The organism is Kitasatospora sp. NPDC094028, from assembly GCF_049543595.1.
Classification (GTDB): Bacteria; Actinomycetota; Actinomycetes; order Streptomycetales; family Streptomycetaceae; genus Kitasatospora.
In genome coordinates this window covers 168,104-193,879 of sequence record NZ_JBMVFA010000013.1, presented here as the reverse complement: position 1 = coordinate 193,879, position 25,776 = coordinate 168,104, and the positions used below count along the sequence as shown (strand labels likewise).

The following is a 25,776-nucleotide window of genomic DNA, read 5'->3' as shown; positions in this document are numbered from 1 at the left end:
AGCAACAAGGTGCGACAGGAATTTTTGACGGAGGCTTTAACCAGGACGGGCGGAGGCGCGCGAACCGCCCCCGCCCGTCCCCACTCCTGCCCGCTGGCGCGTCGCCGCAGCTCAGCCGTTGTGCGAGAGCAGCACGCCGAGGGTCACCACCGTCAGGATGAGCACGGCCAGCAGCGCGCCGATCATCTGCGGCGACAGCTTGTCCCGCAGCGTCCGGCGCGGCTGGACGCGGGCGGCCGGGTCGGTGCTGAACTCCCACCACTGGACGACCCGTTGGAAGTGCACGTCGAAGTCCGGGTTCGGGTAGACCGGGCTGTGCTGCAGCCCGGGCAGGGTCCGGCGCCGGCCGCCCGTGACGTAGAACCTGACGGCGTAGGAGGTGCTGCCCCGGTTCTTGGTCTCGCGGACGTCGATCCAGTGGATCTCGTGCCACGGGTAGGTGCGGCCCTTGCCGCCGCCCCAGCAGATGGTGATGCCGGCCGGGCCGACCGAACTCCAGCTGCGGTAGCTGTAGTAGAGCGAGGGCGCGAGGATCGCCACGGTGAGGCCGAGTGCCCAGGCGACGCCCACCGGGCCGAACTTGACGCCGGAGAACACCGCCTCGACGGCCAGGATGCCGAGGAGCGTGAGGAAGACGGAGGGGCGGAGCAGGTCCTTCCCCCGATAGACCAGTTCGTTCACCTCAGGCACACTACGCCCGAACTCCCGGGGTGGAGAAGGGGGGTGGATCGGTCCGGTTCAGGCCCCCCGCTCCCGCAGGGCGCGCCGGCCCGCTCCCAGGATCAGCGCCGCCCACAGCACGGCGCACCCGGGGACGGCGTAGAGCGCGGCGCCGCCGACCGCGGTGTCCCCGCCGATCCCCACCGGCGGTGCCCAGCCGGCCGGATCGACGATCACCGGGACGGTCTCGCCGACCGAGCGCTCGGACGAGCAGCCGGTGCCGCTGAACTTCCCGTGCGGCAGCGGCCGCCCGTCCGCCCGGCGGATGTCGCAGGACCAGCTCAGCGTCCCGTAGCGGGACTTCGTGCTGTGCGCCGCGGTGATCACCGCGTCGGTCCGCACCCCGCGGTGCTCGATCAGCTGGGCGCGCAGCGCGGCCTCGGGCAGCGCCAGCATCGCCACGCCGAGTGCCACGGCGGGCCAGATCACCCAGCCGCTGGCCCGTACCAGCCCCGCCCCGATGACGGCGGCCAGGAACACCAGCACGGCGAGGACCACGCACGGCACCTGGTAGTCCGGGTTGGTGCCGACCGCCTCCAGCCCGACCAGCAGCACGGGGGTGAGCAGCCCGACCAGCAGCGCGGTCCGGCGGATCGTCCGCGGCGCGGGCTCCCAGGGGATCCGCCGCCGCGGCACCCGCTTCGGCGGGCGCGGGACGCCCTCGGCGAGCGGTCTCTTCCGCTTCTTGTTCGGTCTGCCTGCCAATGCCGTCCCCGTTCGGTGCCGCGGCATGTTCGGTGCCGCGCGTGTCGCCCGCGACATTCTGACGGCCGGCCGGGGCAAGCGGAACACCGGGTACCGCTTCGGCGGCCTGCGGCTGCGGCGGAGCTGTCCGGGAGCCGTGGGGGAGCGTCAGTCGGGGCCCGGGAAGCCCGTGCTGCGAGCGGATCGTGCTGTTACGGACGAGTTCACCGGATGCTCGCCCGATGTCTTGCGGGTCGTGCCGGACACGAAGTTGGATGCACAACATTCCACGACACCGCGCCCCCCGACACCGCACCCCACGACACCGCGCCCCACGACACCGCGCCCCACGACACCGCACCCCGACACTCCCACGGAGCCCCCATGCCGCTGCCGTTCCTCCGCCGCGCGCTCGCCGCCGGTGCCGCCGCCACCGTGCTCGCCGCGCTCGGTGCCGCCCCCGCCTCCGCCGAGAGCGCCCCGGTGACGGCGCCCCCGCTCGACATGCTCAGCTACAACACCTTCCTGATGAGCACCTCGCTCTACCCCAACTGGGGCCAGGCGCACCGCGCGCAGGCCATCGCCACGGCCGACTTCTTCCGGGGGCACGACGTGGTCGTGCTGCAGGAGGCCTTCGACAACGCCGCCTCCGACGCGCTCGCCGCCAAGGCCTCCGCCGCCTACCCCTACCGCACCCCCGTGGTCGGCCGCTCCACCTCCGGTTGGGACGCCACCTCCGGCAGCTACGGCGCCGCCACCCCCGAGGACGGCGGGGTGATGCTGCTCAGCAAGTGGCCGATCCTGCGCAAAGAGTAGTACGTCTTCAAGGACGCGTGCGGCTCGGACTACTTCTCCAACAAGGGCTTCGTCTACGCCGTGCTGAACGTCGACGGCGTGCGCACCCACGTGGTCGGCACCCACCTGCAGTCCACCGACTCCGGCTGCTCCAGCGGCCGGCCCGCCGCGATCCGGGCCAGGCAGCTCACCGCGATGCGCGCCTTCCTGGACGCCAAGCGGATCCCCGCCGCCGAACCGGTGCTGGTCGCCGGGGACCTCAACATCGACTCGCACGGCACCGAGTTCCAGGCCCTGCTGGACAACGGCAACCTCGCCCCCGCCTCGGCGCGCACCGGCTGGCCGTACTCGTTCGACACCGCCGACAACTCGATCGCCGCCTACCGGTACCCGGGCGAGCCCAAGGAGGACCTCGACCATGTCCTCTACCGCGCCGACCACGCCCGGCCGCAGAGCTACCTCAACCACGTCCTGCGGGTGCACAGCACGCCCTGGACGGTGAGCAGTTGGGGCAGGAGCTACACCTACACCGACCTCTCCGACCACTACCCGCTGGTCGCGGGCCGGGCCGGGTAGCGCGCGGCGCCGGACGCGGGGCGCCGAAGGTGTGGGGCGATTCACAGCGCCCGGGGTCGTTCGGCCGCCTACGATCCTGAACGCGGACGCCGGTGGTCGCGCGGCGCCCGCCGGCACCCCGCGATCCGGCTCCGAGGAGAACCCCACCTTGTCCACCCCCACCGCCGAGCCCGACAGCTACTACCAGCGCACCGGCGAGCGGCGCTTCAAGCCCACCGGCCACGCACAGGGCGCCTGGCACCCCGACGAGCAGCACTTCGCCCCGGTGGGCGGGCTGATCGCCCACGCGATCGAGTCGCACCGGGCCGAGCGCCGGGCCGAGCACCTGGCGGAGGGCCGGGCGGAGGGCAGCCGGCCCGGCGACGGGCTGGCGCTGGCCCGGATCAGCTACGACATACTCGGCCTGATCGCCCTCGACGAGTGCGAGATCACGGTGGAGACCGTCCGCCCCGGCCGCACCATCGAGCTGGTCGAGGCCGTGCTCACGATCGCCGACCGGGCGGTGGTCCGGGCCCGCGCCTGGTACCTCGCCGAGTCCGACACCACCTCCGTCGCCGGCACCCACGACCGGGCGCTGCCCGCGCCCGAGGAGTTCGAGCCGTGGGTGATGAGCGACCAGTGGAGCGGCGGCTTCATCGCTTCCCTCGACGGCCGCCGCCGCTCCGAGGCCCCGGGCCGGGCCGCCGCCTGGCTGTCCACCCCGCTCGACCTGGTCGCGGGGGAGCCGTGCGGCCCGCACGCCACCTTCATCGCCCTGGTCGACGCCGCCAACGGCATCGCCGTCCGGCAGGACCCCACCGCGTGGATGTTCCCGAACACCGACCTGACGATCCACTTCCACCGCCGCCCCGGCGGCCGCTGGACGGGCCTGGACACCGCCGTCACCTTCGGCCCGGCCGGGCACGGCGTCACCAGCACCGTGCTGCACGACGTCGACGGGCCGGTCGGGCGGGCCGAGCAGATCCTCACCGTCCGCCCGCTGACCGGGAACTGAGGGCTCAGAACAGCAGCACCCCGACCGTGACGGCGAAGAGCAGTCCGGTCACCACCGGCCAGTAGAGCAGCCGGGCCGCCCCGAGCGCCCGGCGGCCGAGCCGGGGATCCGGTGACGGCGGCGGTGGCACCGGCGGCGACGGCGGCGACGGCATGGGGCGGCTCCGGCGGCGGGTCGGGGCGGGTGGCGGCGATCGCCGGACATCCTCCCGGCCACCGCCCCCCCCGGCTCACTCGTTCGCGCGAGGAGCGCCGCCGAAACCCACCGGACGGAGTACCCCGGGCGGGGATCAGCCCGGCAGCGAGTCCATGAAGGAGCTGACCGAGAACACCGCCTTGCCCGGCCCGGCCGGCCCGTACCCGGGCGGCGAGGACAGGCCGAACTCCTCCAGCGTCCCCCGGTAGGCCTGCAGCAGCCGGATGTGGTACTCCAGCGGCGCGCCGTTCGGGTTGGCCTTGCCGAGCGGGGTGGTCGGCTCCGGGCACCAGGTGGTGAAGCGCGGCACGACCCCGCGCGACATGAAGTAGCGCAGGCCCTCCTGGGTGGAGGCGATCGCCTCGTCCACCGTGGTGAAGCCGTGCGGCGCGGCCATCTCCACGCCCGCCACGAAGTTGGGGATCACGTTCTCCGGCCCGAACACCTCGGTGGAGTCCAGGATCCGGCGGTGCCACTCGTCCCGGCCGACGTAGCGCTCCTTGCCCGGGCAGTACAGCTCGAACAGCCGCTTGTCCCACACCTCGAAGTTGGGGTGGTAGATCCGCACGCCGTAGTCGTGGAAGCGCTGGACGTCCTCGCGCGGCAGCGCCTGGGCGACGACCTTGCCGATCCACCGGCCCGGGAAGCGCTCCTCGATCGCCTTCGCGTACTGGCCGTAGAAGTCGGCCTCGTCCTTCCCGCCGACCTGCGAGGTGATCGCGCCGCCGGTCAGCGTGTACGCCTGGGAGGCCCGCGCGGTGTCGTGCTTGTCGATCAGCGCCAGCGCCTCCAGCACCTCCTCGACCGGCTTGACCCCGGTGTACGGGCGGCCGGCCGCCTTGTGCTGGCGCCAGTTGTGGTTGATGTCGCAGTACTGGCACTCCTCCTTGGCGCCGAAGTACTGGCAGACCCGGAACACCGTGAGGTAGATCAGGTAACCCCACTGGATGGTCGGGGCGACCTCCATCACCGACTTCCCGTTGGCCAGGGTGTGCCGGTAGTAGTCCGGCATCGGCGGCAGGCCCACGTCGGCGATCCGCACGCCGTCCAGGTACAGGCCCAGCGTGCCGTCGTCGCCCGCCCGGACCCGGTACGGCGAATCCGGGTTGACCCGCACCGACACCACCGTGCGGCGCAGCCCGTACGGGCCGCCGGTGAGCACGACCTCCTCCGGCGGGCGGTTCAGCGCGGCCGCGCCCAGCTCGGGCAGGGTGCGGTGGTCGAAGGAGAAGATGAAGTAGGACTTCGGTTTGACCTCGCCGCCCCCGTCACCGGTGCTGCCGCTGAGCGCGGACTCGTCGAAGGCCATGCCGCCGCGCAGCAGGTCCTCCTTGATCACCGCCTCCCGGGGGACGTCGGGGAAGCGACCCATCAGGTCCTCGACGAGTGCGGTGCGGCTGCCGGTCTGGCTGTCCATGCGCTGGTCTTCCTTCCTGGCGCCGCTCCTGCACGGTGCCTGCGGCCATTCTTCTCCTCCTTACCCCGCTCCCGTGCACGCGGTCCCGGTCGACCGGGACCGGCGTCGACCGGGAGTTGGGCCAAGGGACACCGCTTCTACGACCGGGCCCACCTGCTCAGCCCCTCCCACGGCACTTTCGGCCATGATTAACCATGCCCGGTTCCCGACCGGGTTCTGTTACCGTCCTCGGGCCGGCCGCGGGACTCCGGTGCGACTTCCGGAACGTGCCTTTACCGCAATGATTCGCAGTTCGCGCCCCCATTCCCCGGCCGGCCCTCAGGACCAACCACGGGGGGACGGAGCGATGGAGGACCACGGCGCCCTGATCGCGGCCGAGGACGTGCTGCTGTTCGTCAACGCCGCCATCACGGCCACCGGCCAGCGTGAGTTCCACACCGGCGCCGCCGCGCAGCAGCTCTCGATCCAGTTCCTGCACGAGTACATGCTGGTCAACTACCGCGAGCCGTACGCCGCTGCGCTCGCCCTCGACATCAACGACCACAACGCGGCGCTCATCGTACGCAACCTCCTCCTGACCCCCGGCGAGGCCACCGCCGACCAGCGCCGCACCGAGGGCCGGCTGATCGCCCGCCGCCTCGCGCTGCTGCCCCCGCAGCGGGTGTACAAGCTGATCGGCGAACTGCGGCGGCACAAGGTCAACAACCGCCGCACCCGCGCCATCCTCCGCGACTGGCTCGCCGCCCGGCCCGACCTCGCGCTCGACGCCGTCAAGTACCGCCCCGGGCTGCGCCGCGCACTGCGCCACGCCCACCTGCGGCCCGAGCACGACGAGGTCGGCACCTTCCTGTTCTCACCGGTCACCCGCGCGCCATTTCGCACCCCGGTCCTGGACGCCTGGCGCCGCGCCCACTACGAGCAGGGCGCCCTCTACGAACTCCCGTACACCGTCGCCGAAGGCTTCGCCCAGCGGCGCGGCATCGACCGCCGCACCTTCCTCGACGGCATCGCGCCCCGCATGACGGCGCTGGAACGGCTGCGCCTGCAGGAGTCCTCCCGCGGCCACGGCGCCACCGTGCCGGCGGGCCTCGCCCGGATGCCGCTCACCCGGCTCGCCACGTACGTCCTCGCACTGCCCACGGAGGACCGGCTGGCCCGCCGCGCCGAGCTGACCGGGGCCCTGCGGGCCGCCGCCCGGCGCGCCGCCGGCGCCCAATCCGGCACCTGGGGGCGGGTCGCGGCCGTGCTCGACGACTCGTTCTCCTCCTACGGCTCGGGCGTCAAGCGCCGCCGCCCCCTCGCCGCCGCGCTCGCCTGCCACTTCCTCCTCGAAGCACTCGCCGCCGACTACACCGCGCTGTGGACCACCGGCCGCACCGACGCCCTGCTCGCCCACCCCTGCGGGCCCACCCCGCTCGGCCGCCGGATTCTCGACGCCCTGGACACCGCACCGCAGCGCCTGGTGATCGTCTCGGACGGCTGGGACAACGCCCCGCCCGGCCTGGCCGCCGAGGTACTGCGGGTCTGGCGCACCCGCCTCGACCCGGAGCGGCGCACCAGCATCGTCCACCTCAACCCCGTCTACGACGCCGACGGCTTCGACGTCCGCCGGCTCGCCCCGACCGTGCCCACCGCCGGGCTGCGCGACGCCCAGGACCTGCCCGCCCTGGTCGAGTTCGCCCAGTTCGCCGAGGGCCGCACTGACCTGGCCGGGCTGACGGCCCACCTGGCGGTGCGCACCGCCCGCTTCCTCGCGGCCGGGGAGGCCCGATGACCACGACCGCACCGGACACGTTCCGGTTCGACCTCACCGGGCTCGACACTCGGCCCGCCCAGGTGTGGGGCGGCGTGCGGCTCGTCCCGCTGGTGCGCGCGGAGCCGATCGCCGAGCTGCGGCTGCACCAGGAGCTGTACGAGAGCGACTACACCTCCGTCCGGGTGGACCGGCGGACCTCCTACACCTCGTACATCCCGCACGGCTTCGTCGCCGACTGGACGCGCGACGGCACCCCGGCCGCGGCCTTCGGCACCCAGATCGGCGGCCCGGACACCGACAAGGCCGCCCGTACGGCGCCGGAGCGCATGCGCGTGCACCCGCCGCAGCGGATGGCCAAGCGGGAAGGGCGCACCCGGCTGCGCTTCCTGCCGCTGCACCTCGCCCTGGAGGGCTACCTCGCCCTGCACTTCAGCGGGCCGTCCATCACCTGGGCGCAGTGGTCCCAGCAGGCCGTGCGGCGCGGCCTGTCGCCGCGCGCCGAGGAGGCGTACAGCGGCGCGCAGGTGCGCGGACTGGCCGACGCCCTGCGGGTGTTCGAGATCCACCCCGGGCAGTGCGGCCTCGCCGTGTACGTCGCCGACGCCCTCGCCGCCGCGTTCGTGGTGCCGCACCCGGACGACTACCGCGCCCTGCACCGGAGCCTGCTGCTCGACCTGTACGGCGAACTGATCCACCACTACGGCCTCCTGGCCGCGCCCGTCCCCGAGTTCCGCGCCGACCTGCGGGACACGCCGGTCCGCTCCCTGGCCGAGCTGCGGGCCGCCGTCGACGAGCAGGAACGCGCGTGGGCGCGATTCCATGACACCACGATGGCCGGGGGCCTGCTCGACACCGACTATCGCCGCCGCACCATCCGCACGCTGGGCCGCTTCACCCTCGCCCGCTTCCTGCCCGACTTCCGCCCGAAGCAGGAGAACCACCTGGGCGAGACCATCACGGACGAGCACGGCCGGATCGCCTACCTCAAGACCTTCCGCCTCTCCGAGGCGCAGGTCCGCCGCGGCCACCTGCTGGACCGCCTGGCCACCAACGACTGGCACCTGAAGCGGACGGCCGAGGCGATGGGCATCACCGAACCCCAGCTGGGCCTACGCCTGGAGGGTGCGGGCTTCGGCCAGTTGCTGCGGAAGGACGTGCTGGACCACTACCGCAGCCGGGCCCGCAAGGGGCTCTAAGCAGCACGCTGGGTGGAACGGATCAGCCAGAGGGTGGCGGCCAGGCCGAGCACCGACACCGTGCCCAGCAGCACCGGCATCGTGCGGATGCCCGACCACGCGATGGCCCGCCCCAGGGCCGGGCCGGCCACCATGCCGCCGGCCATGGCGGCGATCACCGGCGCCCGAGCCCGCCGGGCCTGCGGGGCGGCCTGGTTGAGCCAGGGCAGGCCGGTCGGGAAGATCGGCGCGATGAACAAGCCCACCGTTCGCGTGCGGCGCCGGAGGCCGTTCTTCTCCCTCTTACGGGCGCGGCCGCGCACTGGTGCGGGCCGGGGCGGTGCTGCGACCCGGCCCGCACGGGCGGAGTGCTACGCGCTCACGCCGAGCCGGGCGGCCGCGGTGCCGAGGCCGGCGGGGCCGCGCAGCAGGCGGGCGGGCAGGGTGGTGCGGGTCGGGAAGTCGGTGTAGCGGCCCGTCCGCAGGTGCCAGGCGGCGAACCCGGCCATCCACTCCTGCAACTGCCCGATGTAGTCGGCCATGTCCGCCCGTTCCTCGGCGCCCAGCGCCAGCTCGTCGTAGAGCGCGGGCAGTTCGGTGTCCGTCAGGTGCTCGAACTCGTGCATCCGCGCGGTGAGGAGATCGTTCACCGTGGCGACGGCAGTCGGCAGGTCGACGCCGGTGAAGCGGCGCAGGGCGTGGATCCCGTTGTGCACGTCGTCCTCGTACTCGATCTCCATCTGGTACGAGGCCACGTCGTTGAACCAGCCCGCCCAGTCGCCGACCGCCGTGACCAGCCGGCGCATCGGCCGGCTGGTCATCACGGCGTCGGGGACGGCGATGCCCGCCGCGTGGTGGATCAGGTCCGCGCAGACGCCCGCGCCCAGGGTCTCGCGGCGCATCCCGGCGTAGTCGATCAGCTCGGGCGTCCGGTTCTGGACGGCGTTGAACACCTCCCACATCCCCGACCGGAGGTGCGTCACCGTGCTGGCCGAGAGCTTGCGCCGCAACTCGTCGGAGACGGCCGGGGCGGTGCGGCTCCAGAGTTCCGCGAGCCCCAGCTCGGAGGGGTTGGACGGAACCGGCAGCACGGCGAACGGCTCCGCCGGGACGAAGAGCTCCAGCCGGTCGAGGTACGCCTTCGCGCCCGCGAGGTCGCGGCGGCGCTTGAAGACCTCCATCAGGTAGTCGTCCTGGAGGAAGCCCCAGGTGTACCAGTCGTTGAGCAGGTCCAGCTGCTCCAGCGGCGCGTCGGGGTGGGTCAGCGCGCCGAACAGCGCGAAGTCGGCGGCCTTGACGCTCGCCTCGTCCCAGACCCCGAGGCCCGGGGCGTCGAGGATCCCGGTGCGCCGGATGTAGGCCTCGCCGTGCTCGCGCGCCGTCTCCAACTCGCCGTTCGTGCGGGCCTGGAACGGCAGGTAGAAGTCCGGCAGTTCGATCCGCTCGCGCGGCTGCCGCGGCGCGTTGAGGTAGCTGCGGGTGCGCAGGCCGAGCGGCGCCGGGGCGAGGCCGAGCCGGGCGGCCGCGGTGCCGAGCCCGGTCGGGGTGAGGAAGGAGGGCGCCGACGCGGGGGCGGCGGAGTCCGCCGGCAGGTAGCGGCCGCCGGGGCGCAGGGCCCATTCGAGGTTGCCGGCCATCCAGTCCTTGAGCCCCTGGACGTAGCGCAGGACGTCGCCGCGCTCGCCCGGGGTCAGCAGCTGCTGGTCGAAGTGGGCGGGCAGTTCGGTGGCGGCGGTGTGCTCGAACTGCTGGAGCCGGTCGGTGACCAGGTCGTTGACGACCCCGGTGGCCCGCTCGGTGTCGCAGCCCAGGAAGTGCTCCAGGACCGTCACCGCGTTGTTGACCTTGCCCTCGGCCAGGTCGATGGCGTACGAGATGATGTCGTTCTGCAGCCCTTGGGAATCGGCGAACGTCGCGTTCAGCAACTGGAGCTGACGCTCGTCGAGCAGGCGCGGCGGGAGCTCCACGCCCAGGGCGTGCTCCAGCAGTTGGGCCGACCAGAGGATCCCGCCGACCGAGCGGCGCATCTCCAGGTACTCGATCGGGTCGAGGACACGGCTGCCGTCGCGCGCGAGGTTGAACAGCTCGCGCAGCGCCTCCTCCGCCATGTCCTGGACCACCTCGACGTAACGGCGCAGCCACGGCTCGGACTTGCCGGGTGCGGTGCGGGCCCACAGGTCGACCAGTCCGCGCTCCAGCGGGTTCTCCGGGGTGAGCGTGGACGGGGTGCCGTCGGTCGGCATGAAGCCGCGGAGGCGGAACAGGTACTCCTTGGCGGCGCCGAGCTGGTCGGAGCTGGTGTAGGCCTGGGGGAAGTAGTCGTCGACGTACCAGCCCCAGATGTACCAGTCGCTCATCAGGCAGAGTTCGCCGGGCGAGGCGTCGGGGTGCGTCCAGGCGGCGAACAGCGCGAAGTCCATCGCGGTGAAGCGTTCCTCGTCCCAGACGGGTTCGAGCATGTCCATCTCCCGCACCCAGAGCAGGCTGTGGGTGCGGGCCGTCTCCAGATGGGGGTTGAGGCGGGCGGGCCACGGCATGGAGAAGTCCGGCATCGTCATCGTCGGCACTGCGCGTTCCCTTCGGGAAGCTCGGCATCTGCGGCGGGCCCGGGTCGGTCCGCCGACGACGGGCGATCCGCATTCGAACAGTCCCCGCCGCGAACGGCCCAACGCGCTCGCCGGGTTCAGGACACGGGCGTCGGCGCACGGTTGACGCGGGGGTTGAGGCGCCGGGCGCGGGGCGCACGAAGCATGACAAGGGCGCATCTAAACGCCGCGCGGGCGAACGTTCACCTGATCGGGTGAGGAAGATCGTCCGTTGCGATGCGGAACGTTCTTTCGCGCCTACGGTGGGGAAGCGAGCGAGGCGGGCCCCTCGGGGCCGGAGATTCCCCTTCGCGGCAGCCGACATGACGATCCGTCATATCTTGCGATCCTTCTCAGAGGAGGCTCCATGTACCTGTGCACCAGACCGGACACGGCACCCGGGCCCGCCCCGGCCCTGGCGGTGGGCCGATGAGCTCCCCGGCGATCGAGCGGATCCTGAGCGGGCCCAGCGGACTGGGCACCTCCGGCCTGCAGTTGAGGCCGCAGGTTCCGGCTCCCGAGGTCCCGGCTCCCGAGGTCCCGCCCGCGGAGGCCCCGGCTGCGGAGGCTTTGGTGTCCGAGGCCGTCATCCCCGACGTCCAGGCACCGGCCGCGCCGGCGGCCCCCGAGGTCCAGGCGCCACCCGTCCTCGGGCTCCGCGTCCCCGGCCTCTCCGGCCCCGGTCTGCCGCTGCCCGGTCCGGCCGGTCTGCCCGGCCTGCTGCCCGCCGCCGCCGAGGCGCCGAGCGGGGGCAAGCCCAAGCTCGGCGACCCGATCCCGGGCCTCTACCACCACCCGATCCCCGAGCCCGACCCCGTCCGGGTGGAGGCGCTCAGCCTGAAGATCAAGGCCTGGGCGATCGACGAGATCGAGCTCTACCCGCCGGAGTGGGAGAAGGACTTCGACGGGTTCTCCACCGGGCGTTACATGGTGGCCTGCCACCCGGACGCGCCCAGCATCGACCACCTGATGCTCGCGGCCCGGCTGATGGTCGCCGAGAACGCGGTGGACGACTGCTACTGCGAGGACCTCGGCGGGTCGCCGATCGGCCTGGGCAGCCGCCTGCTGCTCGCGCACACCGCGCTGGACCCGCTGCACACCACGCCGGAGTACCACCCGGTCTGGGAGGCCTCGCTCTCCGAGGACGCGGCACGGCGCTCCTACCGCTCGGCGATGGACTACTTCGTCCGCGCCTCCACGCCGTCCCAGGCCGACCGCTTCCGGCACGACATGGCGCGGCTGCACCTGGGGTACCTGGCCGAGGCGGCCTGGTCCGAGACCGACCACGTTCCGGAGGTGTGGGAGTACCTGGCGATGCGCCAGTTCAACAACTTCCGCCCCTGCCCGACGATCACCGACACGGTGGGCGGCTACGAGCTCCCGGCCGAACTGCACGCGCTGCCCGCCCTGCAACGGGTGATCGCGCTGGCCGGCAACGCCACCACCATCGTCAACGACCTGTACTCGTACACCAAGGAGCTGTCCAGTCCCGGACTGCACCTGAACCTGCCGGTGGTGATCTCCGAGCGCGAGGGCGTCACCCGCAAGGAGGGCTACCTGAAGGCCGTCGAGGTCCACAACGACCTGATGCGCGCCTTCGAGGCCGAGTCGGCCGCGCTGGCCGTCGCCTGCCCGGTGCCGACGCTCGTGCGGTTCCTGCGCGGCGTGGCCGCCTGGCTCGACGGCAACCACTACTGGCACCAGACCAACACGCACCGCTACAGCCTGCCCGACTTCTGGTAACGACCTTCGTCGTGGCGGCCACTTTGTCCCGTAACCACCCGTAGAACCTTGGAGTTGACCCGCATGTCCCTGACCGACGACCTGACGACCGCCGCCGACGCCGCGATCCCGGGCCCGGCGACCCCCTACCAGGGCGACATCGCCCGCTACTGGGACCACGAGGCGCGCCCGGTCAACCTGCGCCTCGGTGACGTCGACGGTCTGTACCACCACCACTACGGCATCGGCGAGATCGACCAGGCCGCGATCGGCGACCCGGCCGACAGCGAGCGCGAGAAGAAGGTCATCGCCGAGCTGCACCGCCTGGAGTCCGCGCAGGCCGACGTCCTGCTCGACCACCTCGGCGACATCCGGCCCGACTCCACCCTGCTGGACGCCGGCTGCGGGCGTGGCGGCTCGATGGTGATGGCCCACCAGCGCTTCGGCTGCAAGGTCGAGGGCCTGACGCTCTCCACCCAGCAGGCCGACTTCGGCAACAAGCGCGCCGCCGAGCTGGGCATCGGCGAGTTCGTGCGCTCGCGGGTCGCCAACATGCTGGACATGCCGCTCGCCAACGGCAGCATCGCCGGCTCGTGGAACAACGAGTCCAGCATGTACGTGGACCTGCACGACCTGATGGCCGAGCACTCCCGGGTGCTCGCGGTCGGCGGCCGCTACGTCACCATCACCGGATGCTGGAACCCGAAGTACGGCCAGCCGTCCAAGTGGGTCTCGCAGATCAACGCGCACTTCGAGTGCAACATCCACTCCCGCCGGGAGTACCTGCGGGCGATGGCCGACAACCGCCTGGTGCCGCAGGCCGTCATCGACCTGACCCCGGACACCCTGCCCTACTGGGAGCTGCGGAACACCACCTCGCTGGTCACCGGCATCGAGGAGGCGTTCATCGAGTCGTACAAGGACGGCTCCTTCCAGTACGTGCTGATCGCGGCCGACCGGGTCTGACCGGGCGCGCCCTCGCCGGGCGGCCTCCCCGCGCTGGTGCCGGGAGGCCGCCCGCCGCCGTTCGTCCCCGCCGTCAGCTCTCCGCCGGCCTGGTGAAGGTGAGGTGGGTGACGCCGCTCGGGCTGCTCACCGCCTCGATGTCGAAGCGCTCCTCCAGGCCCTCCAGCCCCTCCCAGAGCGACTCGCCCCGCCCGAGCACGATCGGCACCACGGCCACGTGCAGGTGGTCGACCAGGTCGGCCGCCAGGAAGGCCCGGACGGTGCTCGGGCCGCCGCCGATCCGGACGTCCTTGCCGCCGGCCGCCTCCCGGGCCCGGCGCAGCGCCTCCTCCGGGGTGGCGTCGAGGAAGTGGAAGGTCGTCCCGCCCGCCATCTCCAGGCTGGGGCGCGGGTGGTGGGTGAGCACGAAGACGGGCGTGTGGAAGGGCGGGTTCTCGCCCCACCAGCCCTGCCAGTCCTCGTCCTCCCACGGCCCGCGCTGCGGGCCGAACTTGTTGCGGCCCATGATCTCCGCGCCGATGCCGTCGCTCCAGGTGCGGGCCAGCGCGTCGTCCACGCCGGTCTCGCCGCCGTCCTGGCCGGTCATCCGCCGGAAGGTGCGGGTCCGGAAGAACCAGCCGTGCAGGCGGTGGGCGGCGTGGCCGAAGGGCTGGTCGAGGCTCTGGCCCTCGCCGGTGCCGTAGCCGTCGAGGGAGATCGAGAAGTTGTGGACCCGGACCAGGGACACGGTGGTACCTCCTGCTGCTCGGACGTCGTTGCGGGGCCACGCTAACGCCTGGGTGTGACATCGTGACGCTGCGTCACGCTCCGGATATCGGTGTCGGCGACTCGCGGCGCCGGGTTAGGCTCACCCGTCGTGGCAGAAACGATCAAGCACATCGTGGACGGGCTGGCGGGGCGGGAGTTCGACGGCGACGTCCACCAGTTCCTCGACCCGTACGCGGCGCGCGGTGACACGGCGTACCTCACGGAGTTCGCCGCCGCGCTGCACGCCCGCTTCGGCTCCGGCCGGGCCGGCGCCGAGCACCGCTTCCTGTTCGACCGGATCCTCTGGGACGTGACCACCGCCCGCGGCCGCGCGCACGTCGACCGCGCCCTGTCACTGGGCCTGGCCACCCGGGTGCGCGACGGACTGCCGGGGCGCCGGACCGCCGCGGTACTGGCCCAGTACCAGCCGGCGGATGCGCTGGGCGGCGTGTTCGCCGCCGACCGGGAAGCCGGAGACGTGGCGGAGGAGCTGCGTGCCTGCCTGGTGCACGAACTGGTGCTGCGCGGCAAGCCGGTGGCCCGGCTGCGCGAGGCGATCGGCTGGGCGGAGACCTCCCCGTACTGGGCCGCCCACCCGCTGGCCTGGCTGCCCTGGGCGCTCGCCCCGTTCGAGGGCCTGCCCGCGCTGCCGAACTACTTCCGGGGCGGGATGGCCGGCGGGGTGGGGTACGGCCTGCCCGAGGGCGAACCGATCGCCGGATCGGGTGACCCGCTGCCCGGTTCGGGCGACCCGGTCGCCGTTCCGGTCGCCGTCCCGGTCGAGATCGGGGAGGACGCGCGCGACCTGACCGCCGCCGTGGACCGGTGGGCCGGGCGGCACAACGGGCGGATCGAGGCCGCGGTGTTCCACACCGGTACGCAGATCGCACCGGAGGCACTGCCCGGGACGCTGACAGAGCTGCCGCTGGACTGCCTGGACGGGCTCTACAGGCGGCCGATCGTCGTCCCGACCACGGCCGAGGAGGTGTGGCGGCGCCTGTTCGCCGCCGCCTCGTGCGGCGGCGGGCACCCGGCCGAGTTCTGGTACGGCGCCTACGGGCGGCTGGCCGCGTGGCGCTCACTCGCCGCGCTCGCGGGCGCGGCGCCGGGCGCGTCGCCGGAGGAGGTGGTCCGGCGGGTGAACGGCTGCGCCTGGTACGGCTTCGCGGTGTCCACCGACTGGTGGAACGAGGACTTCATGGACTTCGGCGTCCTGGCCCTCGCCTTCGGAGGCCGCCGGCTCGCCGTCCTCGCCGCCACCGACTACAACGGGGGGTAGCGCGGGGGCGCTCGCCGTACCTGCTCAAGTCATCGACGGGTACGGCGAGTTGACCGGAGGTGAAGACTCCGAACGTGCCTTCCGGCGGGCCGGGAGGGTCGCCATGCTGTTGGCATGACCAGAACTCTACGCGCGTGGAAGACCCGCGCCGCCGTCACCGCCGCCCTCGCCCTGGCCGTCGTCGCGCCGGTCGCCGTCGCCGCCGAGGCGCAGGCCGCGACCAGCGGCTCGGTGTGCCTGTCCGCCCTCCCGGCGCAGGCGCACACCACCCTCAACCTGATCGCCTCCGGCGGGCCGTTCCCGTACCGCCAGGACGGCGTGGTGTTCACCAACAAGGAGGGCGTCCTCCCGAGCCAGCGCTCCGGCTACTACCACGAGTACACCGTGGTGACCCCGGGCGCGCCGACCCGCGGCACCCGCCGGATCGTCACCGGCCAGCGGTACCACGAGGACTACTACACCGGCGACCACTACGCGACGTTCCGGCTGATCAACTTCGGCTGCTGAGGCCGCTGCCCCCGGGTCCCGGCCTCGCAGGCCGGGACCCGCCGTCGTCCGATGGCGGGGTAGGGTCGGCGGCGTCGTCCGTACCCCGGGGAGGAACTTCGTGCCGCAGATCCTGATCGACCACTCGCCCGAACTCGCCCTCGACCGCGAGGGCCTGGCCGCCGAGCTGCACGAGGCGATCGTCGAGGTGATCGACACCACCGTGGCGGACTGCAAGACCGTCTTCCGCCCCGCTCCGAAAGCCGTGGCCGGTGACGGCGCGAGCGGCGAGGCGGTGCTGCTCGTCGAGCTCAAGATCCTGGCCGGCCGGACGGTGGAGCAGCGCGCCGAGCTGTCCGCCCGGGTGCTCGCCGTGCTGCGGGAACGGATCGATGTCCCGGCCGCGATCGGCGTCCAGATCACCGAACTCGACCACGACACCTACCGGTTCGTCCACCACCCCGGGCGCTGAGTCGGCGTGACGCGGCTTGTCACGCAGCCCAATCCGGGAGGGGAACGGGGGCTGAACCTGAGCGGCCGTGAGGTGGGTCGAACTAGTGCTCTGGGACACCCATCGGACTCACCTGACTCTGCTGAGGAATCCCCGGGGCTTCAGGCCCGGGAGGAAGTGGTTCCTAGTCCAGAGCCGTGAAGCGACGGAGCTCTCTGTGGTGCGCTCTGACCTGCCGATTTGATCGTTCGATTTTGTGAGAACTATCGTCCGCCACGTGAAGATTGTCGTCCGGGTGAAGCTGGAGCCATCGCCGTGTCAGGCGGATGCGCTGGCTGCGACGCTGCGTGCGTGCATCATCACCCACTCACACCAGTCACATGGGGATTCCGGGCTCGGTGAACGTTCGCCCCCAAACCGGACGAACTGGACTCCGCGCCCCGGATTCCACCGAATCGGGAACGGTGTCATGCTGGCGCCATGGCAGATCGCGTTCTCAGTCCGGTTTCCGACGAAGTGTCAGGCAGTGGCGGCCGACGGCGGGAGCTGGCCGCGGCGACGGTCGGCTCGATCGTCGAATCCTTCGACTGGAACATCTACGCCGTTCTCGCCACCTACTTCGCGTCCGACCTCTTCGGCCACGGCAAGCACGGCGTCAGCGGCCTGCTCGCCGCCTACGCCACCTTCGCGGTCGGCTTCGTCGCCCGGCCGATCGGCTCCTACCTGATCGGCCGGCTCAGCGACACCCGCGGCCGGCGCTTCGCGCTCAGCCTCGGCATGGTGGTCATCGCCGCCGCCAGCCTCGGCCTCGCGGCGCTGCCCGGCCGGCAGACCATCGGCGTCTGGGCCGCCGTGCTGGCCGTCGCCGCCCGGCTCGTGCAGGGCCTCGCCTTCGGCGGGGAGGCGCCGAGCGTCGCCGCGTACGTCACCGAGACCGCCCCGCCCCGGCACCGTTTCGCGTTCAGCTCGGTCTCCTACGGCGGGGTCATCGTCGGCTCGCTGCTCTCCTTCGGCGTGCTCACGCTGCTCATCCACACCATCGGCAAGTCCGGCCTGGAGCACGGCGGCTGGCGCTGGGGCTTCGTCGCCGCCGGGCTGCTCGGCCTGGCCGCCGTCTGGGTGCGCCGCGCGGCGCCGGAGAGCGCGGAGTTCCACCGCGCCCGGGCCGAACGCGGCGACGGCTGGCCGCCGTTCCTGCGGACCCTGCGCACCCACCGGCGGGCCGTGCTCACCGTCTTCCTCAACACCCTGGGCGGCACCGTCGGCTACTACTTCGCCCTGGTCTACCTGCCGCAGTACGCCGCCGCGTACGGCGTGATCGGCAAGGAGGAGGCCTCCTCCTTCATGACCGAGGTGCTGGCAGTGGTGCTGGTCACCATGCTGCTCACCGGCGCCGCCGCCGACCGCTTCGGGCTGCTGCCGGTCGCCGGCGTCGGCTTTGCCCTGCCGATCCCGCTGGTCGGGGTGCTGCTGGCCGGGCTGCGCGGCGGCTGGCTGCCGTTCCAGGCCGTCGCCCTGCTGCTCGGGATGCTGGTGGCGACGGTGCTCGGCACCCTCAACGTGTTCACCGGGCTGCTGTTCCCCACCGAGGTCCGGGCGGTCGGCCTGGGCGTGGTCAACGCCGCCACCATCGCCGCGTTCGGCGGCACCTTCCCGCTGCTCGCCGAATGGCTGGGCCACCACGGCGGGTTGGGCCTCATCCCGGCCTACGTCACGGTATGCACGGCGGGCCCGCTGCTCGGCCTGGTGACCGCGCTGCGGGTGCCGTCCTTCGCCGCCACCGTCCGCGACGCGCGGTCCACCGGCGCCAGGTGAACCCCAAGAACCGCCTGACGGGCGCCGAACCGCTGTGCTTGAGTGGTCCGGACGAGCCGCACGGGGAGGCACCATGGACGAGTACGAGCCGGAAAGCTGGCTGCTGGACGCCGAGTTCGAGCAGCCGCCGCAGACGGACCTGCGCACCGACCGGGCCCACCCGGCGCGGGTGTACGACTACCTGCTCGGCGGGAAGACCAACTTCCCGGCCGACCGCGCGGTCGGCGAGCGCGTCCTCGCCGACTGGCCCGGCGCCCGCGGCGCCACCGCCGCCGCCCGCTCGGTGATGCACCGGATGGTCCACCGGCTCGCCGAGACGCACGGCGTCCGGCAGTTCCTCGACGTCGGCACCGGCATCCCCACCGCGCCCAACCTGCACGAGGTCGTCCAGCGTGTCGACCCGGCCTGCCGGGTGGTGTACATCGACAACGACCCGATCGTGCTCGCCCACTCGCGCGCCCTGCTCAGCAGCGCCCCCGAGGGCCGCACCGCCTACGTCGAGGGCGACCTGCGCGACCCGGGGAAGTTCCTCGCCGACCCGGCCGTCGCGGCCACCCTCGACTTCGGCCAACCGGTCGCGCTCACCCTGATCAACCTGGTGCACTTCCTCTCCGACGAGGCAGCGCACCCGCCCGTCCGGGCCCTGCTCGACGCGCTGCCCGCCGGCAGCTTCCTCGCCCTCACCGCGGGCACCACCGACGCGGCCCCCGAGCGGATCGCCCAGGGCTCCCGCCGCTACGCCGAGGCGGGCATGGAGGTGCACGCCCGCCCGCGGGCCGGCGTCGAGCGGTTCTTCGCCGGGCTGGAACTCGACGACCCGGGCGTGGTGCTGATCGACCAGTGGCACCCGGAACTCGGCGACGGCCCCGCTCCCACCGAGGTCACGCCGGCCTACGGCGGCGTCGGCCGCAAGCCGTAGCAGCCCGTCCTGCTGATCCTCCGCCAGTCCGCTCCCGCCTACTGATCGACTTTACGTGCGCATGCCACCTACAGTGCTCCGGAAGTCGAAACCCCCACTCGGCAGGCGGAGTTCACATGACGATCCCACGCAGGTCCCTCCTCAAGAGCACCTCGGCGGCCGGAGCCGCGCTGGTGGCCGGCACCGCGGCCGCCCAGCCGGCCTCGGCCGACGACGGGGACGGCGACGCGCCCGCGAGTCCGCTGCTGCGGACCACCCCGCACCGCACCGGCGCGCCCAGCGTCAGCGGCCTGCACCTGCAGTTCGGCACCGACGCCGCCACCGAGATGACCGTCTCCTGGATCACCCCGGTCTCCGTCCGCCGCCCGCAGGTCCGGCTCGGCGCACCGGGCGGCGGCCTCGGCCACGTCGTCGACGCCGAGACCCGCACCTACCGCGACTCCCTGAACAAGGAGGAGGTGTACGTCCACCACGCCAGGCTCACCGGCCTGCGCCCGGGCACCACCTACCTCTACAGCGCCGGCCACGACGGCTCCACCCCCGAGACCGGCACCTTCACCACCGCCCCGCGCGGCCGCGTCCCGTTCACCTTCACCAGCTTCGGGGACCAGGCCACCCCCAACCTCCGGCGCCGGCTGGTCTTCCCGGACGGGATGCCCTCACCACTCGGCAAGTACCCCGTCTACATGAGCAGCCAGATCGGCTCCCCGCACGCCGCCGACATCGTCGCCGCCGTCGAACGCGTCGGCCCGCTGTTCAACCTGGTCAACGGCGACCTCTGCTACGCCTCCTACGGCGGCCGGCACGGCCAGAGCCGCACCGCGATCTGGGCCGACTGGTTCATCAACAACAGCCGCTCGGCCCGGCTGCGCCCCTGGATGCCCTGCGCCGGAAACCACGAGAACGAGAACGGCAACGGCCCGATCGGCGCCCTCGGGTACCAAACCTATTTCACCCTCCCCGACTCGCCCGCCGCCAGCGACGAGGAGACTCGGGGCATGTGGTACGCCTTCACGGTCGGCTCGGTGCGCTTCATCAGCCTCGCCAACGACGACGAGGCGATCCAGATGTCCAGCGAGACCTACCTGCGCGGCTACTCCGGCGGCGCCCAACGACGCTGGCTGGAGCGCGAGTTGCGCGCGGCCCGGAGCAACCGGGGGATCGACTGGATCGTGGTCTGCATGCACCACCCGATGATCTCCACGTCGCAGCACGGCGCCGGCAGCGACCTCGGCCTGCGCGAGGCCTGGGGCCCGCTGTTCGACTCCTACGGGGTCGATCTCGTGGTCTGCGGCCACGAGCACTACTACGAGCGCTCCCACCCCGTGCGCGGCACCCTGCCCAACGACACCCGCACCCCGGTGCCCACCGGTACCGACCCCGCCGCGGCCGACACCGAACGCGGCACCGTCCACATGGTGATCGGCGCTGGCGGCAACGCCGCGACCACCCAGGACGACCTGTTCGAGCAGCCCAAGGGCCGGGTGGTCATCGGCCTGGAGGACAAGCCCGCCCCCGGCGCGCCCAACCGCGAGTCGATCTGGCTCACCGAGGACGCGCCCTGGGCCGCCGTCCAGGACCGCAAGAACACCCACGGCTTCGCCGCCTTCGACGTCGACCCCGGCGACCGGCGCGGCGGCACCACCACGATGCGGGTCACCTATTACACCTTCGACGGCCCGCACGGGGACCTCACCCCGGTGGACACCTTCATCCTGCACCGGCGCCGGACCGACGGGTAGCCGGGCGGGCCGGGTGGCCGGTGCAGGGGCGGGGGCGGGGGCGGTGGGATCAGCGGCGGAAGAAGCCCGTCAGCACGTCCCACCAGCCGCGCCGCTGCGCCGGGACGGCGGCGACCGGCCGCGGCGCCTCGGCCCGGTCGGCGCCCGCCGGCCCCGCGGCGTCGGTCCGCTCCGCGGTCGCGGCGGCCGTCACGACCTTCGCGGCCTCGGCGGCCGCCCGTTCGCGCGCCTCCTCCTCGGCCAGCGACTGCGGGTCCGGCTCGATCTCGCGCGGGGTGAACTCGACCGGCAGCGCCACCAGGTGGCGGGAGATCCAGGCCGAGGTCCAGACCAGTTCCTCCACCGGCACGGCGAGCCGGACGTCCGGCAGCAGGGTGAGCAGGATGTCGATGCCCGCCTCGGCGACGTGCCGGCCGATGTCCTGGCCCGGGCACTCGTGCGGCCCGGCCCCGAAGGACAGGTGGGAGCGGTTGCCGTAGAGCGGGGTGGCCAGGTCGGGTCGGACGACCGGGTCGACGTTCCCCGCCGCGATGCCGAGCAGCAGCAGGTCGCCGGCCTTGATCTGCTGCCCGCCGAGCTCGGTGTCGGTGGTCGCCCAGCGCCCGGCCACCAGGGACATCGGCGGGGAGTCCCACAGCACCTGGTCGAGCGCCTCGCCGAGGGTCATCTGGCCGCCGGACAGGTGGGCGCGGAAGCGCGGGTCGGTGAGCACCATCTTCAGCGAGTCGGCGATCAGGTTGACGGTGGTCTCGTTGGCGGCGAGCAGTACCACCCGCAGGTGCTCCATCACCTCGTCGTCGGTGAGCCCGGCCGGGTGGGCGAGCAGCCGGCTGGTCAGGTCGTCGCCCGGGTCGGCGCGCTTGATCGCGATGGTGCGGCGCAGGCCGGCCACCACGTACTCGTTGCTGGCCACCGCCGTCTCGGTGCCCTTCATCAGGTCCCGGGCGGCGTCGACCAGTTGCGGGCCGTACTCGTCGGGCATGCCGAGCAGCTTGGTCATCACCAGCATCGGCAGGTGCTCGGCGAACTGGGTGATCAGCTCGGCCCGGCCGGTCTGCCCGACCACCTGGACCAGGTCGGTGGTGAAGCGCCGCACGTGGCGGCGGATGCCGCGGCGGTCGAAGCCGTTCAGGCCGTCCAGCAGGGCGTCGCGCAGCCGCCGGTGCTCCTCGCCGTCCGCGAACACGCAGATCGGCTGCCAGGCGACGACCGGCATCAGCGGCGAGTCCGGGGGGATCTCGTCGTTGCGGAAGGCCGTCCAGCGCCGGGAGTCGCGGGAGAACAGCGAGGGGGTGCGCATCACGGTGATGTTGGCGGCGTGGCCGAGGACCAGCCAGGCCCGGTGGTCGCCGTGCAGCAGCACCGGGGCGACCTCGCCGTACTCGGCGCGCAGCTTCTCGTTGAGGCCCGCCGGGTCGGTCTCGGCCTCCGGCCCGTACAGGCGGCGCAGGCCGCCGGGGCCGATCGGGTCGACCGCGGGGCGCCCGTGGGCCGGGCAGCCGGGCGGCGGGGTGAGGGCGGCGTCGCCGGGGAACGGGGTGGTCACAGGGTCTCCGGAATCAGGGGTGGGTCGGTCAGCGCGGGGCGGGTACGGCGAGGTCGTACAGGTAGCGCATCAGGGTCATCAGGGTGTCCCGGCTGGATTCGCGGCTGCGCGCGTCGCACGGGACGATCGGGACGTGGGGCGGCAGGTCGAGGGCCTGGCGCAGCTCGTCGAGGGCGTAACTGGGCGCCTCCGGGAAGCCGTTGACGGCGACGACGAACGGCACGCCGCGGTCCTCCAGCCGCCCGATCACCTCGAAGCTGACCTCCAGCCGGCGGGTGTCGACGAGGACGACGGCGCCGAGCGCGCCCTCGAACAGGCCGTTCCAGAGGAACCAGAAGCGCTCCTGGCCGGGGGTGCCGAAGACGTACAGGACGAGCCGGTCGTCGATGCTGATCCGGCCGAAGTCCATGGCGACGGTGGTGGCGGTCTTCTGCTCCACGCCGGTCGGGTCGTCGACGCCGATCCCGGCCTGGGTCATGGTCTCCTCGGTGGTCAGCGGGCGGATCTCGCTGACCGAGCCGACCAGCGTCGTCTTGCCGACGCCGAAGCCGCCCACGATCACCACCTTGACCGCCATCGCGACGGTGTCCGGCAGGCGGTCCTCTGCCGCCGGGCCGACCACGGTGTCAGAGCCGTTGAAGTCCATGGATCACCGCCTCCAACAGGGCACGGTCGGGGAGTTCCGCCCGGGGGACGGCGGAGCGGGCCTCGATCCGCCCGTCGTCGAGCAGGTCCGCCAGCAGGACGGTGACCACGCTCGTCGGCAGTTCGAGGTAGGCGGAGACCTCCGCCACCGACAGCGGGGAGCGGCACAGCCGGAGGATGGCCGCGTGCTCGGGCTGCAGGGTGGGCGGCGGCTCCGCGAGGGAGACGATCAGGGTGACCAGGTCGAAGACGCCCGGCCCGGAGGGGCCGCTGCGGCCGCGGGTGATCACGTAGAGGCGATCGGGATCGGGGCCGTCCCAGCCGCTCTGGTCGGCTGCGGTCATGTGCTCGCCTCACTGTGCTCGTTCATGTCAGGTGCCCGTTCCGCACCCGGCGGCTCCCGCGGTGCGGGCGGTCACGCGACCGCCTCGGGGTTGCGCGGCGGCGCGGACAGGTGCTCGCCGATCCGGGCCACCAGGTCGCGCATCTGGTGGCTGACCAGGCCCGCGTCGACGCCCTCGTCGGCGAGCACCGCGAGGTAGGCGCGGTCCCCGGCGGACATCAGGTAGAAGTAGCCGCCGTCCACCTCGATCACCACCAGCCGCATCGAGCCGTTCCCGTGCGGGAACTGCTGCCCGACCGCGCTCGCCAGGCTCTGCAACCCGGCGCAGGCGGCGGCCAGCCGGTCCGCGGTGTCCGGGTCGGCGCCGTACTGGGCGATCCGCAGGCCGTCCGAGGACAGCACGATGATGTGCCGCACGTACGGGACGCTGTGCGCGAGGTCGTTCAGGATCCAGTCCATGTTGTTGCGGTGCGGAATCACTGCTCGCCTTTCCCTGCCGTCTCTTCACTGGTCTGAGTGCCGGTCTGACCGGACGAACCGGCGGACGGGCCGGTGCCCTTGTAGCCGTCCATGAACGCCTCCAGCCACAGGCCGGGCTCCTTCCGCGGGCGGGGTGCCTGCGCCGCGCCGACGGAGGGCCCGGCGGTGGGGCCGGTGGGCTGCGCGGTGCCGCGTGGGGGAGTGGTGAGGCCCCGGGCCGGCGGCAGGTGGCGGCGGCGCTGCGGCAGGCCGTTGGGGGTCCGCTCGGTGACGACCACCTCGTCGTCCCCGCCGCCCCCGGGGCCGCCCCACGGGCTGGTCGAGCCGTAGGACGGGCCGACGCCGGCCGAGGCCGTCCGGGTGCCCCAGGCCTGCGCCGGACCGGCGCCGCGGGGCGGCTCCGGCGGGAGCGGGCGCGGCCCGGAGACCGCGCCGATGCCGTGCGCCCGGCCGGTCGGGGGAGCGGTGGTGAACATGTCCTGGGGCACGATCAGCACCGCGCGGACGCCGCCGTACGCGGAGCGGCGCAGCGACAGCTGGAAGCCGTACGCCTGGCAGAGCCGGCCCAGGATGGCGAAGCCCAGCCGGGGGGACTCGGTGAGGTCGTCGAAGTCCTTGGACACCATGCCGTCGCGGATCGCCCGCTCGGCGCGGGTGCGGGCCTCGTCGCTCAGGCCCAGGCCGCCGTCCTCGATCTCGATGGCGATGCCGCTCTGCACCTCGGAGGCGCTCAGGTGCACGTGGGTCTGCGGCGGCGAGTAGCGGGTGGCGTTGTCGAGGATCTCGGCCACGGCGTGGATCAGCGGCTCGACGGCCGGGCCGGTGACCGACAGCTGCGGCACCGGGTGCAGGTCGACGCGCTGGTACTCCAGGATCCGGGACATGCCGCCGCGCAGGACGCTGTAGAGGGCGATCGGCCTGGTCCACTGGCGGCCCGGCCGGGCGCCGGAGAGGACGGCGATGGAGTCGGCGAGGCGGCCGGTCAGGGCGTTGCCGTGGTCGAGCCGCAGCAGGTCGTCGAAGACCGCCGGGTCGTTGCCGTGCCGGTCCTCCATCTCCCGGAGGTCCTTGGCCTGGCGGTGGATGATGGCCTGCACCCGGCGGGCGATGTTGACGAAGGCGCGCTCGGCGGAGTCGCGCCGGCTGACCTCGTCGTCGACGGCGATCGCGATGCCGCGGGCGACGGTGCGCAGGTTCTTGCGGAACTTCGGCGAGGCGGCGGTGTCGGCCTGCTCGAAGGGCTTGAGCAGGACGTCCATCGACGAGCCGTAGCGGGCGCCGGCCACCAGGATGTCGAGCCCGGTGGACGCCATCCGCTCGATCTCGCGTTCCTGGCCGGCGAGTTGGCGCTTCAGGTCGTCCACCTGCCGGGTGTTCTGCTCGCGCAGGGCGTTCAGCGCGCGGCCCCGGCGGGCCGACTCGGCGGCCACCACGGCCACCAGGACGGTGCCGGTCGCCCCGCAGCCGACCACCTCGGCCCGGGCCCCGGCGTCCACCACCACGCCGGCCACGGCGGCGGCCGCCGTCATCACGGCGGTGGGCAGCAGCCAGCCGAGCAGGGGCGTGGTGCGCCCTCTGTCGGGTGACGATCCAGCTCGATGCATGCGGCGATTCCTCAAACGATCGGAACAGTACGGGGACGGGGCGTCGACCGGCTCCGGAAGCGTGGGCCGCAGCATAGCCAAGTTCCGGACACTCCTGACCGGATCTCAAAATTCCTGCGAGGCAACCGACTTGT

The 25,776-nt window shown here is 72.9% G+C and carries 22 protein-coding genes and 2 pseudogenes; 12 read left to right on the top strand and 12 right to left on the bottom strand.

The features are described 5' to 3' along the window. Nucleotides 1–111: 111 nt before the first annotated feature. Both ACPC54_RS21305 and ACPC54_RS21300 read right to left on the bottom strand, forming a co-directional pair. A complete protein-coding gene (locus tag ACPC54_RS21305) occupies nucleotides 112–681 on the bottom strand; it encodes a hypothetical protein (protein ID WP_498966772.1) in 570 nt (189 codons plus the stop codon). Between the two features lie 57 nt (nucleotides 682–738). Next, nucleotides 739–1,425, bottom strand: a complete 687-nt coding sequence (locus tag ACPC54_RS21300; protein WP_498966770.1) for a hypothetical protein — start codon at nucleotides 1,423–1,425, stop codon at nucleotides 739–741. A gap of 363 nt (nucleotides 1,426–1,788) precedes the next feature. Here ACPC54_RS21300 and sph point away from each other — a divergent pair. Beyond that, nucleotides 1,789–2,775: pseudogene (sph, locus tag ACPC54_RS21295) on the top strand (sphingomyelin phosphodiesterase). A 148-nt stretch (nucleotides 2,776–2,923) separates the two neighbouring features. Next, complete coding sequence (locus tag ACPC54_RS21290; RefSeq protein ID WP_498966769.1) at nucleotides 2,924–3,769, top strand: thioesterase family protein; 846 nt, start codon at nucleotides 2,924–2,926, stop codon at nucleotides 3,767–3,769. A 4-nt stretch (nucleotides 3,770–3,773) separates the two neighbouring features. On the opposite strand, the gene ACPC54_RS21285 is transcribed toward ACPC54_RS21290, so the two are convergent. Together ACPC54_RS21285 and ACPC54_RS21280 are read right to left on the bottom strand one after the other, a co-directional pair. Next, nucleotides 3,774–3,923 carry a hypothetical protein gene (locus ACPC54_RS21285; protein ID WP_498966767.1) on the bottom strand — a complete coding sequence of 50 codons (150 nt, stop codon included), beginning with the start codon at nucleotides 3,921–3,923 and terminating at the stop codon, nucleotides 3,774–3,776. A gap of 135 nt (nucleotides 3,924–4,058) precedes the next feature. After that, a complete protein-coding gene (locus ACPC54_RS21280; RefSeq protein ID WP_498966765.1) occupies nucleotides 4,059–5,381 on the bottom strand; it encodes a radical SAM protein in 1,323 nt (440 codons plus the stop codon). A 346-nt stretch (nucleotides 5,382–5,727) separates the two neighbouring features. On the opposite strand from ACPC54_RS21280, the gene ACPC54_RS21275 reads away from it, so the two are divergent. Next, entirely contained in the window at nucleotides 5,728–7,155 is a 1,428-nt protein-coding gene (locus ACPC54_RS21275) for a hypothetical protein (protein WP_498966763.1), read from the top strand. Further along, entirely contained in the window at nucleotides 7,152–8,333 is a 1,182-nt protein-coding gene (locus ACPC54_RS21270; RefSeq protein ID WP_498966761.1) for an ARPP-2 domain-containing protein, read from the top strand. Before ACPC54_RS21275 ends, ACPC54_RS21270 begins: the two co-directional genes overlap by 4 nt. On the opposite strand, the pseudogene ACPC54_RS21265 reads toward ACPC54_RS21270, so the two are convergent. Continuing rightward, a pseudogene (locus ACPC54_RS21265) lies at nucleotides 8,330–8,578 on the bottom strand (MFS transporter); the annotation flags it as partial. The gene ACPC54_RS21270 and the pseudogene ACPC54_RS21265 overlap by 4 nt on opposite strands. A 105-nt stretch (nucleotides 8,579–8,683) precedes the next feature. Beyond that, the gene (locus tag ACPC54_RS21260; RefSeq protein ID WP_498966790.1) at nucleotides 8,684–10,870 is read right to left on the bottom strand and encodes a terpene synthase family protein; all 2,187 of its coding nucleotides are present in this window, start codon (nucleotides 10,868–10,870) and stop codon (nucleotides 8,684–8,686) included. A gap of 456 nt (nucleotides 10,871–11,326) precedes the next feature. On the opposite strand from ACPC54_RS21260, the gene ACPC54_RS21255 reads away from it, so the two are divergent. Further along, a complete protein-coding gene (locus tag ACPC54_RS21255; RefSeq protein ID WP_498966760.1) occupies nucleotides 11,327–12,640 on the top strand; it encodes a family 2 encapsulin nanocompartment cargo protein terpene cyclase in 1,314 nt (437 codons plus the stop codon). 63 nt (nucleotides 12,641–12,703) lie between these two features. After that, a complete protein-coding gene (locus ACPC54_RS21250; protein ID WP_498966759.1) occupies nucleotides 12,704–13,585 on the top strand; it encodes a geranyl diphosphate 2-C-methyltransferase in 882 nt (293 codons plus the stop codon). A gap of 73 nt (nucleotides 13,586–13,658) precedes the next feature. Here ACPC54_RS21250 and ACPC54_RS21245 read toward each other — a convergent pair whose 3' ends face one another. Next, a complete protein-coding gene (locus ACPC54_RS21245) occupies nucleotides 13,659–14,312 on the bottom strand; it encodes a dihydrofolate reductase family protein (protein ID WP_498966757.1) in 654 nt (217 codons plus the stop codon). 129 nt (nucleotides 14,313–14,441) lie between these two features. On the opposite strand from ACPC54_RS21245, the gene ACPC54_RS21240 reads away from it, so the two are divergent. The 6 genes from ACPC54_RS21240 (at nucleotide 14,442) to ACPC54_RS21215 (ending at nucleotide 21,024) form a co-directional block, all read left to right on the top strand. Beyond that, nucleotides 14,442–15,611 (top strand): DUF6183 family protein, encoded by a 1,170-nt coding sequence (locus ACPC54_RS21240; RefSeq protein WP_498966755.1) that lies wholly within the window; start codon nucleotides 14,442–14,444, stop codon nucleotides 15,609–15,611. Nucleotides 15,612–15,725: 114 nt separating this feature from the next. Next, nucleotides 15,726–16,118, top strand: coding sequence for a ribonuclease domain-containing protein (locus tag ACPC54_RS21235; RefSeq protein ID WP_498966753.1), 393 nt, complete (start codon nucleotides 15,726–15,728; stop codon nucleotides 16,116–16,118). Between the two features lie 100 nt (nucleotides 16,119–16,218). After that, nucleotides 16,219–16,569 carry a 5-carboxymethyl-2-hydroxymuconate Delta-isomerase gene (locus tag ACPC54_RS21230; RefSeq protein ID WP_498966751.1) on the top strand — a complete coding sequence of 117 codons (351 nt, stop codon included), beginning with the start codon at nucleotides 16,219–16,221 and terminating at the stop codon, nucleotides 16,567–16,569. A 495-nt stretch (nucleotides 16,570–17,064) separates the two neighbouring features. Beyond that, nucleotides 17,065–18,363 carry an MFS transporter gene (locus ACPC54_RS21225; protein WP_498966749.1) on the top strand — a complete coding sequence of 433 codons (1,299 nt, stop codon included), beginning with the start codon at nucleotides 17,065–17,067 and terminating at the stop codon, nucleotides 18,361–18,363. A 73-nt stretch (nucleotides 18,364–18,436) separates the two neighbouring features. Further along, the gene (locus ACPC54_RS21220) at nucleotides 18,437–19,282 is read left to right on the top strand and encodes an SAM-dependent methyltransferase (protein WP_498966747.1); all 846 of its coding nucleotides are present in this window, start codon (nucleotides 18,437–18,439) and stop codon (nucleotides 19,280–19,282) included. Nucleotides 19,283–19,398: 116 nt separating this feature from the next. After that, nucleotides 19,399–21,024 (top strand): purple acid phosphatase family protein, encoded by a 1,626-nt coding sequence (locus ACPC54_RS21215; RefSeq protein WP_498966745.1) that lies wholly within the window; start codon nucleotides 19,399–19,401, stop codon nucleotides 21,022–21,024. 49 nt (nucleotides 21,025–21,073) lie between these two features. Here the strand turns inward: ACPC54_RS21215 and ACPC54_RS21210 are convergent, their stop codons facing one another. From ACPC54_RS21210 to ACPC54_RS21190, 5 genes are all read right to left on the bottom strand, one after another. Continuing rightward, nucleotides 21,074–22,570 carry a cytochrome P450 gene (locus ACPC54_RS21210; RefSeq protein ID WP_498966743.1) on the bottom strand — a complete coding sequence of 499 codons (1,497 nt, stop codon included), beginning with the start codon at nucleotides 22,568–22,570 and terminating at the stop codon, nucleotides 21,074–21,076. A gap of 28 nt (nucleotides 22,571–22,598) precedes the next feature. Further along, a complete protein-coding gene (locus ACPC54_RS21205; RefSeq protein WP_498966741.1) occupies nucleotides 22,599–23,216 on the bottom strand; it encodes a GTP-binding protein in 618 nt (205 codons plus the stop codon). Then, entirely contained in the window at nucleotides 23,197–23,559 is a 363-nt protein-coding gene (locus ACPC54_RS21200) for a DUF742 domain-containing protein (protein WP_498966739.1), read from the bottom strand. Before ACPC54_RS21200 ends, ACPC54_RS21205 begins: the two co-directional genes overlap by 20 nt. A gap of 71 nt (nucleotides 23,560–23,630) precedes the next feature. Beyond that, the gene (locus ACPC54_RS21195; RefSeq protein WP_208615517.1) at nucleotides 23,631–24,017 is read right to left on the bottom strand and encodes a roadblock/LC7 domain-containing protein; all 387 of its coding nucleotides are present in this window, start codon (nucleotides 24,015–24,017) and stop codon (nucleotides 23,631–23,633) included. Nucleotides 24,018–24,034: 17 nt separating this feature from the next. Next, nucleotides 24,035–25,642: an ATP-binding protein gene (locus ACPC54_RS21190; RefSeq protein ID WP_498966737.1), complete on the bottom strand. Its 1,608-nt coding sequence runs from the start codon at nucleotides 25,640–25,642 to the stop codon at nucleotides 24,035–24,037. Nucleotides 25,643–25,776: the final 134 nt, after the last annotated feature.